Source organism: Cyanobium sp. LEGE 06143 (genome assembly GCF_015207535.1).
Classification (GTDB): domain Bacteria; phylum Cyanobacteriota; class Cyanobacteriia; order PCC-6307; family Cyanobiaceae; genus NIES-981.
In genome coordinates, this window is record NZ_JADEWP010000097.1 from 1 (window position 1) to 9,282 (window position 9,282).

The following is a 9,282-nucleotide window of genomic DNA, read 5'->3' on the forward strand; positions in this document are numbered from 1 at the left end:
ATTCGAACCCACGGAAGGTTGCCCTTCAAACGATTTCGAGTCGTTCGCTTTCGACCACTCAGCCACCTCTCCAGCCAGGAGCCCGAAGCTCCGGCCACGACTTTACGGACCGCTCAGCCCCAGCCCTGCTGCAGCCAGCCCCGCGGGCCGCTGGCGCTCCAGCCCGGCGGGCCATCGGCCGGCCCGCCGCCGCTCAGCCAGATGGCTCCGCGGCTGGCGGCGGTCACGGCATGGCGCTCGGGCCGCCGCGGCAGCACCCCCAGCCAGATGCCGTCCCAGGCCTTGGCTTCGGTGGCCTGCCAGGCCCTGAGGGCCTGGCGGTCTGGTAGCAGCAGCCAGCGCCGCTGCCCCAGCACGAGGCTGATGGCCCGGCTGTCGGCGCTGAGGGGCTCGGCCACCAGCCCTGGGCTGCCCAGCCACTGGCCGGGCTGCAGCGGCAGGCTGCCATCGGCACTGGCCAGCACCAGCCCTGCCTGGGCCTGCCAGCAGGCGGGCTCGGCCGGGGCCACGGGATCCAGCAGCAGAGCCCAGTCCAGGCGGGGGATGCCGAAACCGGTGGCGAGCTGGCGGGCCTGACGGCAACTGAAGCCATCGGCCTGGAGGCTCACCAGCGCCGCCCGGCCCTGGTGGCGGGCCAGCAGCAGGTCGCGGTGGCCCTGGTGCACCAGCACGAGTTGGTCGGCCCGCAGCAGGGCCAGGTGGCCCAGGGCCGCCAGCAGCAGCAGCGCCGGCGCCAGCCGGCGGCCCAGCCGCGGCAGACCGGCGGGGCCCGGCACACTCAGCCCCAGCAGACCTGCGGCGAGCAGCAGCACCAGCAGGGGCTCCGGCCTGCCCAGCTGCCACTGGGCCATGGGCAGCGCCGCGAAGCCCTTCACCACGAGCACCAGCAGGCCAGAGCACCAGGCCACCGGCGGCAACAGCAGGCCGAGCAGGGGAGGCACCAGCACCGCCACCAGGGCCAGGGCCATCGCCCCCAGGGTGAGGGGGGTGAGCAGCGGCGCCGCCACCAGATTGGCCGGCACGGCGTAGAGGGGCACCACGCCGAAGTGGAACAGCTGCAGCGGCAGGGTCCAGAGCGAGGCGGCGAGGGGCACGGCGCTGGCGGCGGCGAGCCAGCCCGGGCACCAGGGCGGCAGCCGGCGGCGCAGGCCCTGCTCCAGGGGAGAGGCGCAGACCACGAGGGCGGCCGTGGCCACCACGCTGAGCTGGAAGCCCACATCGGCCAGCCACTCGGGCCGCCACAGCAACAGAATCAGGGCACTGGCCATCAGGATCCCGAAGGGCCGCCCGCGGCCGCCGCTCTCCAGCACCGCCAGGGCCAGGCCGCCCATCAGCACGGCCCGCAGCACCGAGGGCTGCGGGCCGGCCAGCAGCACGAACAGCAGCATGGCCGCGCCAGCCAGACCCAGCCGCGGCCAGCGCGGCAGCCGGCGCCCCAGGGGGAGCACCGCTCCCAGCAGCACGCTGAGATGGAAGCCGGAGGCGGCCAGGGCATGGGAGAGTCCCGCGGCGCGAAAGGCCTCCTTGAGCTCCAGCGGCAGGGGCACCCGGGCGCTGCCGAGCACCAGGGCCGCCAGCAGCCCGCCCCGCTCCGCTCCCGCGCCCGCCAGCAGCCGCTGGGCCAGCTGGCGGCGCAGGTCGGCCAGGGGAGTTGGGGGACGGGCGAGCACAGTGGCCTGCTCCACCTGCAGCTGGGTGGCCGCCCCCTGGCGCCGCAGCCGCTCCGCCGGCCCGGCCAGGAGCGGGTGGGGAGCCGGCTGAGGCTGCCTGAGCCGGCCATGGGCCTCGACGCGCCAGCCCTGCTGCAGGCCCCCGCAGGAGGCCAGGCGCAGCTCGGTGCGCCCCTGGGGCAGCTGCAGCAGGGCCCGGCAGGTCCCATCCGGCCCCGTCGGCTGGGGATCACTGAGCAGGGTGCCGCGCAGCGTCACGATCAGCGGAGCGCCGCCACCAGCCCCTGGGGCATCGAGCTGCCACACCGGATCCCCAGGGGCCGCCAGGGGCGGCGTGAGCGACACCCACAGGGCCCGCAGCAGCACCAGCGCCACCAGGACCGCCCAGACGATCCGCCGCCGCCTGGGGCGCGACCGCGATGGTGGCACTGGCACGGGCTCTCGCAGCGGGCCTGAGGGCAATCCCATGGCTCCAGCGTTGCCACGGCGGCGTCATGCCCTCTGCCGCCCCCGGGCCAACCCTCAGCTGCCGGGCAGCCGCAGCAGCAGGTCGCACAACCGCTCGCTGGGGAGCTCCCTCTGCAGCAGGGGTTCCACCAGGGCCGCCAGAGGCCGTAGCCGGCAGGGCCAGATCTGGCGCTCGCTGCTGCGCCCCAGCTGGAAACTGCCCAGCAGCAGCACCGCCAGCAGCAGGCGCCGACGCAGGGGTGTCACGCCACGGGCTGCGGGKCCTGGGCCTCCAGCCAGACCTGGCGCCGCTCGGGGCTGAGCAGCGGAAAGCCCAGCGCCGTGCGCTCCGCCAGCCAGGCCTCGGCCACCTGGCGGGCCAGCACACGGATGCGGCCGATCGTGGCGGTGCGCTCGGTCACCGAGATCACGCCGCGGGCCTCCAGCAGGTTGAAGGTGTGGCTGCACTTGAGCACGTAATCCAGCGCCGGGGCCGGCAGGCCCCGCTCCACCAGATCGCCGGCCTCGGCCTCGTAGAGGGCGAACAGCTGCTGCAGCCGCTCGGGGTTGGAGGCCTCGAAGTTGTAGGTGCACTGGCCCTTCTCGAAGGGCAGCCAGATGTCGCCGTAGCTGCGCACGCCGTTCCAGGAGAGATCCCAGATGCTCTCCACGTCCTGCAGATACATGGCCAGACGCTCGAGGCCATAGGTGATCTCGATCGACACCGGCCGGCAGTCGAGCCCGCCGCACTGCTGGAAGTAGGTGAACTGGGTCACCTCCATGCCATCGAGCCACACCTCCCAGCCCACGCCCCAGGCGCCGAGGGTGGGGGATTCCCAGTTGTCCTCCACGAAGCGGATGTCATGGTCGGCGGCGCGGATGCCCAGGGTCTCCAGGGAGGCCAGGTAGGTCTCCTGGATGGCATCGGGCGACGGCTTGATCAGCACCTGGTACTGGAAGTAGTGCTGGGCCCGGTTGGGGTTGTCGCCGTAGCGGCCGTCGGTGGGACGGCGGCAGGGCTCCGGGTAGGCCACGGCCCAGGGCTCGGGCCCGATCGCCCGCAGCACCGTATGGGGACTCATCGTGCCGGCACCCTTCTCGGTGTCGTAGGGCTGCAGGATCAGACAGCCCTGCTCAGCCCAGAAGCGGTTGAGGGTGCTGATGATGTCCTGGAAGTGCATCGGGGCCTGGTACCCGGCCGAGGGGGCCGAGAGGGAAGGGGCTTGGCCAGCGAACCGGCGCCGAACAACGTTGCCATGGCACAGCACCCTCTGGAGGCGGCGCCAGCCCGGGCAGCCATTTGACAAGGGCAGGCCGGAGCTCGACAGTGAATCGACCAGATCTGCCCTGAGCGTTGAAGTTCGTCGTCGGCACCCACCACAAGACCGGCTCGAAATTCTTCAGCAAAGCCCTCAAAACCCTGAAGCGCCTCACGGGCTTACGGCTCTGGCTCGACACCAAGCACAATCAGCGCCAGCTGCGCCTGCCGGAGCAGTGGGATTGCTATTTTTAGAACAACTGCCACTGGCGCCTCAATCTCGACGCGCTTGACTTCAGGGGAATCCACAGCACCCGCCACCCGGCCCGGTTGATTCTCTCCTCGGTGCGCTACCACCTCAGAACGAACGAGCGCTGGACCCATAAGCCGCAGCAGGAATTTTCCGGCCTCACCTATGCCGAAAAACTCAGATCCCTGAACTCACTGGACGACCAGATCTGCTTTGAGATCGAGCATGTGGCCGGCCGCACGATCCGCCGCATGCTGGAGGTGAACGCCGATCCGCGCTTCCTGCATGTGGATCTCGATCGCATCTCCAGCGACCCCGAAATGGACGACCTGAAGACCAGCCACAGCTTCTGCGGCCTGGAACGCTGGTTTCCGCTGGACACCTGGCTGGAGGCCTGTCGGCCCCATTGCCTGTGGGCCATGCAGAGCCTGCCCAGCCATGTGACCTCCAGCCCCGCTGACCTGGCCGAGAGTCTGGAGCTGTTCGGCCCCGGGGCCCGGGCAAGCTTCCGCAGCGCCTTCGGCGATCCGCTGTTCCAGCGGGTGTTCGACTGAGGCCCGAGGCCCGGCGACCCACTCAGGCCTGCAGCTCCAGCAGGCCCATCAATCCAGCCGCCAGGGGCCGGTGATGCACCCGGCGGAAGCCGAGCCGGCGGGCCAGGCGTTCCTGCTCGGCGCCTGTGGGCAAGCGGGCCAGGCTGGGCTCGAGGTAGGCGTAGTGCTCCTCCAGGCCGGCCAGGCTGGCGGCCGGCACCACCAGGCCACGCAGGCAGAGCTTCTGCAGGCCCGCCGTGAGCCGCCCCTGCAGGCCAGCGCCATCCGGGCGGTTGAAATCCAGCACGGCGGCCCGCCCGCCGGGCCGCAGCAGGCGCCGCACCTCCGCCAGCCCCGCGGCGGGATCTGCCAGGTTGCGCAGCCCGTAGGCCATGGCCAAGCCCGCCGCCATCCCGTCCGGCAGACCACTGGCCAGGGCATCACCCTGGCGCCACTCCAGGACCAGCCAGGGGGCGCGGGCGGAACGGCGGGCCGCCAGCTGCAGGGGCGCCGCGGCGGCATCCAGGCCGATCACCCTGCCGGCAGGGCGCACCCTTGAGGCCAGCACCAGGGCCAGATCACCCGTGCCGCAGCAGAGATCGAGCAGGGTCTGCCCCGGACGCGGGCTCAGCCAGGCGATCGCCTGGCGCTTCCACACCCGGTGCAGGCCGAGGCTGAGCAGGTCGTTGAGGAGGTCGTAGCGCGGGGCAATCTGCTCGAACAGGCTCTGCACCTGCTGCGGCTGCCCCGGCTCAAAGCTGCCCATCCCAGGGGAACACCAGTGAATCCGGCAGCATCTCAGGCAGTGACACGGCATCGAGGCTGACGCCACCAGGCGGCGACGACTCCAGACTCAGCACCGGCAGCCGCTGGGGGGCCGTCACCATGATCACCGTCACGGTGGCCAGGCCCACGGCGGCGGAGCACACCATGCAGCCGGCCAGCATCAGGGAGAACTCCTGGCGGTCATTGGCAGCCTGCATCAGCTGCAGCGCCCAGGCCACAAGGGCCACCACGGCCACCAGCATCACCAGCGGCAGCACGGTGGCGTAGGGGGGTGGCAAGGGGTGGAAGAACATCTCTGGCGCTGGCCTGCCGTGGAGGGAAGCAGGAGCGGAACGCCACGCCATCTTCCGTAACCAAAGTAACAAGCCGTTACGTCCCGGCGTGACGATGCGGCAGGGGCCTGATCGGCAGGCCCCTGGCCAGCAGATCGGTCTTGATCGCCTCCACGCTGAGAATGCCGTCGTGGAGCAGGGAGGCCAGCAGGGCCGCCGAGGCGCCGCCGCCGCCTGGCCCGTCCGACAGCGCCGCAGCGATGTGGTTGAGACAGCCGGCCCCGCCGGAGGCGATCACGGGCACCTCCACCGCCTCGGCCACGGCGCGGGTGAGGGGTAGGTCGTAGCCGGCCTGGGTGCCGTCCCCATCCATCGAGGTGAGCAGGATCTCGCCGGCCCCCAGGGCCACCACCCGCCGCGCCCAGGCCAGGGCATCGAGCCCGGTGTTCTCGCGGCCCCCCTTCACGTACACATCCCAGCCCGGCGGCTCGCCGCCGCCGCGGCGGCGAGCATCAATCGCCACCACGATGCACTGCACCCCGAAGCGCTCGGCGCCGCGGCTCACCAGCTCGGGATCGCGCACAGCGGCGGAATTGAGGCTCACCTTGTCGGCGCCGGCCCGCAGCAGGGCCGTGATCCCCTCCACGCTGGCGATGCCGCCGCCCACAGTGAACGGGATCGTCACCGCCTCGGCGGTGCGCTGCACCAGCTCCACCAGGGTGGAGCGGCCCTGGTGGCTGGCGGCGATGTCGAGGAACACGAGCTCATCGGCACCGGCGGCGCTGTAGCGGCAGGCCAGCTCCACGGGGTCGCCGGCATCGCGCAGACCGACGAAATTGATGCCCTTCACCACCCGGCCATCGGCCACGTCGAGGCAGGGAATGATGCGCTTGGCAACCATGGCGGAGGGGCAGGCCGGTGGGTGCGCACCATGCTGGGCCAGTGCAGCCTCAGGGCAGCGGTCCAACGGCTCTTCGCTGTTAAGGTTGCTGGACTTTGACTGTCTCGACGGCGATGGTGCAGGCAGCCCCGATCACGATCGGCTCCAAGGTGCGCGTGCTGCGTGTGCGTGATCGCATCCCCGCCGTTCTGGTCGAGGCCCTCAAGAGTGACCCCACCGGCACGGTGACCGGCTTCCGCACCGTGGATGGCCAGGGCATCGGCCTGGTGGTGGATCTCGGCGCCGGCCAGAGCGCCTGGTTCTTCGACGATGAAGTCACCCTCGCCTGAAACCGGCCTTGACCAACAGCCCAAACCCTGAGGCCCCAAGGGGTTCGGCAGCCCGTCAGCTGCTGGGCATGAAGGGTGCCGGCGGCAGCAGCAGCATCTGGAAGATCAGGCTGCAGCTGATGAAGCCGGTCACCTGGATTCCCCTGATCTGGGGCGTGCTCTGTGGCGCGGCCGCTTCGGGCCAGTTCAGCTGGACCCTGCCGAACGTGGCCGCTTCGATCGCCTGCATGCTGATGAGCGGCCCGCTGCTGGCGGGCTACACCCAGACGATCAACGACTACTACGACCGCGACATCGACGCGATCAACGAGCCCTACCGGCCCATTCCCTCCGGCGCCATTCCCCTGCCCCAGGTGAAGCTTCAGATCTGGGTGCTGCTGCTGGCAGGCCTGGCTGTGGCCTGGGGGCTGGACCGCTGGGCTGGCCACACCACGCCGGTGCTGCTGCTGCTGGCCCTGGGGGGCTCCTTCGTGAGCTTCATCTATTCAGCCCCGCCCCTGAAGCTCAAGCAGAACGGCTGGCTTGGCAACTACGCTCTGGGCGCCAGCTACATCGCCCTGCCCTGGTGGGCCGGACAGGCCCTGTTCGGCCACCTCACCTGGACCACCGCCCTGCTCACCCTGGCCTACTCCCTGGCAGGCCTCGGCATTGCCGTGGTGAACGACTTCAAGAGTGTGGAGGGCGACCGGGCCCTCGGGCTGCAATCCCTGCCTGTGGTGTTCGGCATCACCGGCGCGAGCTGGATCAGCGCCGCCATGATTGATGTATTCCAGCTGGCCATGGTGGCGGTGCTGATCGCCATCGGCCAGCACTTCGCCGCCGTGCTGCTGGTGTTGCTGATCGTGCCCCAGATCACCTTTCAGGATGTGTGGCTGCTGCGCGATCCGGTGGCGTTCGATGTGAAGTATCAGGCCAGCGCCCAGCCTTTCCTGGTGCTGGGCATGTTGGTCACAGCCCTGGCCATCGGCCACAGCGCCCTGGTGGCATGAGGTGAGCACCGCCGTTCCTGCCAAAGCGCGCCAGCCCCGCCGTAGGGGAGGCAGCAAGCGCAACCTGGTGATCATCGCCGCAGTGGCCACCACCCTCGGTGCTGGGGTGGCCGTGGGCCAGGCGGCGCTGGTGGCCAGCTTCGACAGCCTGCTGCCGGATGCCCGCGGCATCAACCACTTCAACCGGCCCGGCACCCTCACCATCCTCGCGGCCGATGGCCAGGTGGTGCACAAGGTGGGCCCGGTGTCGCGGGAGAAGCTCTCCGCCAGCTCGATCCCGCCCCTGGTGGAGCAGGCCTTCGTGGCGGCGGAAGACCGTCGCTTCTACCAGCACGACGGCATCGACCCCACCGGCATCGCCCGGGCCATGCTGCGCAACATCTCGCGCGGCTCGGTGGAGGAGGGAGCCAGCACGATCACCCAGCAGCTGGCCCGCACCGTGTTCCTCAGCCAGGACCGCACCATCGCCCGCAAGCTGAAGGAAGCGGCCCTGGCCAGCAAGCTCGAGCGCCAGCTCAGCAAACGCCAGATCCTCACCGAGTATCTGAATCTGGTGTATCTGGGCTCCAGCGCCTACGGGGTGGCGGATGCGGCCTGGATCTACTTCTCCAAGGCTCCCAGCGACCTCAACCTGGCGGAGGCCGCCCTGATCGCCGGGCTGCCCCCCGCCCCCTCGGTGTACTCGCCGCTGGTGAACCCCGATCTGGCCCTGCAACGCCGGGCGATCGTGCTGCGCCGCATGCGCGAGGAGGGCTACATCACCCTGGCCCAGCAGATGGAGGCCGAGGGCTCACCCCTGGCCCTCAAACCGGCCGACCCCAAATACTGGGTGAGCCAGGCCCCCTTTTTCAGCACCTGGGTGGAACAGGAGCTCACCGAGGTGCTCACCCCCGAGCAACTGGAGGTGGGCGGGGTTACGGTGCGCAGCAGCGTCAATCTCGACTGGCAGGAACAGGCCCAGAAGGCGATCACAGCGTCCACCCCCGGCCGCCTGGAGGGGGCCCTGGTGGCCATGGAGCCCGGCACCGGGCTGGTGCGGGCCATGGTGGGCGGCCGCGACTACGAACAGAGCCAGTTCAACCGGGCCACCCAGGCCCTGCGCTCCACCGGCTCCACGTTCAAGTTGTTCGTGTATCTCACAGCCCTCAAGGAGGGCATGCGACCGGAGCGCACGGTGGTGGACCGCAGGCGCTGTTTTGCCGGCTATTGCCCCAAGAACTTCAGCAAGGGCTTCCTGGGCAAGATCTCGATGGTGCGTGCCTTCCAGAACTCGGTGAACACCGTGGCGGTGGGGCTGCTGCAGGAGGTGGGCTTCGACAAGGTGATCGCCACGGCCCGCAGCCTGGGCATCATCCAGCCCCTGGGCAAGTTCTATCCCCTTGCTCTGGGCGCGGAGGAGGACACGGTGCTCGACATGACCGCCGCCTACGCCGCCATCAACAACCGGGGCGTGTTTGTGAAGCCCACCCCATTCGAGGAGATCCTCGGCCCCGATGGCGAACTGCTCTGGAGCCGCCGCACCGACGGGGACCCCGGCCGCAGGGCCGTGGACAGCACGATCGCAGATGCGATGACCTGGATGCTGCAGCAGGTGGTGCGCGGTGGCACTGGCGGCCCCGCCTCCCTCGGCCGGCACCCCGTGGCCGGCAAGACCGGAACCTCGGAAGGGGGCCGCGACCTCTGGTTCATCGGCTCGATCCCCCAGCTCACCACCGGCGTGTGGCTCGGCTACGACAACAGCCGCGAGACCAAGAGCACCAGCGTGGTGGCCGCCTATGCCTGGCGGCGCTTCATGGGCGCGATCACCAAAGACCTGCCGGTGCAGGCGCAGCCACCGGGGCTGGTGC

The 9,282-nt window shown here is 70.4% G+C and carries 11 protein-coding genes; 5 read left to right on the top strand and 6 right to left on the bottom strand.

Features of this window, described 5'->3' with window-relative positions:
- Window positions 1–113: 113 nt before the first annotated feature.
- From IQ216_RS08090 to glyQ, 3 genes are all read right to left on the bottom strand, one after another.
- Window positions 114–2,105, bottom strand: a complete 1,992-nt coding sequence (locus IQ216_RS08090; protein WP_370566669.1) for a ComEC/Rec2 family competence protein — start codon at window positions 2,103–2,105, stop codon at window positions 114–116.
- A gap of 87 nt (window positions 2,106–2,192) precedes the next feature.
- The gene (locus tag IQ216_RS08095) at window positions 2,193–2,384 is read right to left on the bottom strand and encodes a hypothetical protein (protein ID WP_370566670.1); all 192 of its coding nucleotides are present in this window, start codon (window positions 2,382–2,384) and stop codon (window positions 2,193–2,195) included.
- Entirely contained in the window at window positions 2,381–3,298 is a 918-nt protein-coding gene (gene glyQ / locus IQ216_RS08100) for a glycine--tRNA ligase subunit alpha (protein WP_193815080.1), read from the bottom strand. Before glyQ ends, IQ216_RS08095 begins: the two co-directional genes overlap by 4 nt.
- A 173-nt stretch (window positions 3,299–3,471) precedes the next feature.
- On the opposite strand from glyQ, the gene IQ216_RS08105 reads away from it, so the two are divergent.
- Window positions 3,472–3,630: a hypothetical protein gene (locus IQ216_RS08105; RefSeq protein ID WP_193815081.1), complete on the top strand. Its 159-nt coding sequence runs from the start codon at window positions 3,472–3,474 to the stop codon at window positions 3,628–3,630.
- A 75-nt stretch (window positions 3,631–3,705) separates the two neighbouring features.
- Window positions 3,706–4,179: a hypothetical protein gene (locus tag IQ216_RS08110; RefSeq protein ID WP_193815082.1), complete on the top strand. Its 474-nt coding sequence runs from the start codon at window positions 3,706–3,708 to the stop codon at window positions 4,177–4,179.
- A gap of 22 nt (window positions 4,180–4,201) precedes the next feature.
- Here IQ216_RS08110 and ubiE read toward each other — a convergent pair whose 3' ends face one another.
- From ubiE to hisF, 3 genes are all read right to left on the bottom strand, one after another.
- Window positions 4,202–4,924 (bottom strand): bifunctional demethylmenaquinone methyltransferase/2-methoxy-6-polyprenyl-1,4-benzoquinol methylase UbiE, encoded by a 723-nt coding sequence (ubiE, locus tag IQ216_RS08115; RefSeq protein ID WP_193815083.1) that lies wholly within the window; start codon window positions 4,922–4,924, stop codon window positions 4,202–4,204.
- The gene (locus IQ216_RS08120; protein WP_186697103.1) at window positions 4,911–5,237 is read right to left on the bottom strand and encodes a hypothetical protein; all 327 of its coding nucleotides are present in this window, start codon (window positions 5,235–5,237) and stop codon (window positions 4,911–4,913) included. Before IQ216_RS08120 ends, ubiE begins: the two co-directional genes overlap by 14 nt.
- A gap of 76 nt (window positions 5,238–5,313) precedes the next feature.
- Window positions 5,314–6,117, bottom strand: a complete 804-nt coding sequence (hisF, locus tag IQ216_RS08125; RefSeq protein ID WP_193815084.1) for an imidazole glycerol phosphate synthase subunit HisF — start codon at window positions 6,115–6,117, stop codon at window positions 5,314–5,316.
- A 113-nt stretch (window positions 6,118–6,230) separates the two neighbouring features.
- Between hisF and IQ216_RS08130 the strand changes: the two genes are divergently transcribed.
- The 3 genes from IQ216_RS08130 to IQ216_RS08140 form a co-directional block, all read left to right on the top strand.
- Window positions 6,231–6,446, top strand: coding sequence for a DUF2862 domain-containing protein (locus tag IQ216_RS08130; protein ID WP_193815085.1), 216 nt, complete (start codon window positions 6,231–6,233; stop codon window positions 6,444–6,446).
- 8 nt (window positions 6,447–6,454) lie between these two features.
- The gene (gene chlG / locus IQ216_RS08135) at window positions 6,455–7,435 is read left to right on the top strand and encodes a chlorophyll synthase ChlG (protein ID WP_193815086.1); all 981 of its coding nucleotides are present in this window, start codon (window positions 6,455–6,457) and stop codon (window positions 7,433–7,435) included.
- A gap of 1 nt (window position 7,436) precedes the next feature.
- On the top strand, window positions 7,437–9,282 hold a 1,846-nt coding region (locus IQ216_RS08140; RefSeq protein WP_370566671.1), incomplete at its 3' end, for a transglycosylase domain-containing protein.

Excerpts from the sequence above, each read along its gene's own strand:
- ubiE (WP_193815083.1), bottom strand. The coding sequence starts at position 4,924 with ATGGGCAGCTTTGAGCCGGGGCAGCCGCAGCAGGTGCAGAGCCTGTTC.
- IQ216_RS08120 (WP_186697103.1), bottom strand. The coding sequence starts at position 5,237 with ATGTTCTTCCACCCCTTGCCACCCCCCTACGCCACCGTGCTGCCGCTG.
- hisF (WP_193815084.1), bottom strand. The coding sequence starts at position 6,117 with ATGGTTGCCAAGCGCATCATTCCCTGCCTCGACGTGGCCGATGGCCGG.
- IQ216_RS08130 (WP_193815085.1), top strand. The coding sequence starts at position 6,231 with ATGGTGCAGGCAGCCCCGATCACGATCGGCTCCAAGGTGCGCGTGCTG.